This is a genomic window from Moorena sp. SIO2C4 (genome assembly GCF_010672485.1).
GTDB classification, from domain to species: Bacteria; Cyanobacteriota; Cyanobacteriia; order Cyanobacteriales; family Coleofasciculaceae; genus Moorena; species Moorena producens.
Genome location: NZ_JAAHGN010001397.1, coordinates 1 through 1,554 on the forward strand (window position 1 = coordinate 1; position 1,554 = coordinate 1,554).

Below are 1,554 nucleotides of genomic sequence, written 5' to 3' on the forward strand. Positions count from 1 at the left end.
GGCTTCAATTTACCCAAAAATAACAGCAATAACCATAGAAATAGTCGCAAAAAATAAATTCTACCAACTTACCTCATACCAGGGATAATTAGGGGGAAAGTAGCCGATCGGGTCACCAAAGACCGCATCCACTCTACTCCTATTCAGCGCGAAGACTGACGCAAGGCCATTTTTCTGGCGTTGCTGAATCAAGGAATGAATACGCGATCATCTGGTTTTGGTCAAGCCCCCGTGGGTCCCCCAAGCGAGCAATCCCTCGCTTGGGGGACGCAAGAAAGTCTTATTCCCCCCAAAATTGGGGGGCTAGGGGGGCAAAACCATACCCAGAATCAGCAACGCCAGAAAAACGGCTGCTTTGGCAATATCTACTAGTGAACCAAAAGGTCCTGGGATGAGGCGATTATTGACCTACTCCCGCACCTTACCTATTTGAAAAAGGCTATAATCTGGTCATATAGCCCCTTAAAAGCGTAACGAATTTCGTCATTACCAAGGATAATCCCTAATAAAAACCCCACAAGTACCCACAAGAAAACGTTTCCATTACCACTAATCAAAACCCCCGATAAAACCCCTCCACTAAACCCTATAAATACCGCTTTTATCGGGATATAATTTAACTTTTTTGGCGGAAGTTCATCTGAATGTGGGGAAGACTTTATGTCTGAAGGCTGTTGTGGTACATCTTTACTAGTTTCTAAGATAGGCTTTGCTTGGTCTTCTAAATTTTTCTCCAAATTATCTGAGGTTGATGTTGGCTGTTTATTTTCTTCTCGTGTCAATCTATTATCGATTTTTTTGATAACTTCCAGTAATTGTTTTTGGATATTATGCTCGTCTTTAATATAAGCTTCTACTCTTTGCTCTGAGAATAATAACTTCTGTGTCAAGGTTATCCCTTGATCGGGTATGTAGTTTTTTGATTCCTGGTATTTGTCCCGAGCCTCATTATATTTTCCCTGTTCAAAGAGTAAATCACCCCGTTTGAGTAGCACAATCGCTCTCAACTCTTTATCTTCTGATCTCTGATTAGTATCTTCTGATCTCTGATTAGTTGGTTTTTCTAATTCCTCTAGTAGCAGAGACTGATCGTCTGTCCCAGCGGTCATATTTTCTGAAGGAGGTAGACCCCATTTGAAAAGCCTTAACAAATAGTTGCTTTCTATTGTAGAGGTAAACTGAACTGGAATGTCCAAAAGACTACGTGCCCAGTCGAGGTTATAAAGCCATCCTTTCACCAGATAGGGGATAAGATACTTCCAACCTTCTTTTTCACTTTCCCAGAACCCATAATAAATCCAATCACTAATTATCTCTCGATTTTTATGATTATTGATCCACTGTTCGGCACTAGTGGTTAAACTATCGGTTAAGCGGATATCCCTTGCTTGGTTAACGTCATATTCGTTAAAGCGCTTTTCCAGATAACTTCGGGCTTTACTACTGATTTCCTTGACCAGTGAATCATCGCGCTGTTGTTCTAGCAAAAATTTCTTGAAGAAGACTTGATGCTGACCATCTAACCTTAATTCAGGAGAAACAAAGGAATAGCGA

The 1,554-nt window shown here is 40.9% G+C and carries 1 protein-coding gene; it reads right to left on the reverse strand.

Annotated elements, in window-relative coordinates; all coding sequences use genetic code 11:
- Nucleotides 1-425: 425 nt before the first annotated feature.
- The coding region (locus F6K20_RS37955) for a hypothetical protein (protein ID WP_287298330.1) at nucleotides 426-1,554 on the reverse strand (1,129 nt) is incomplete at its 5' end.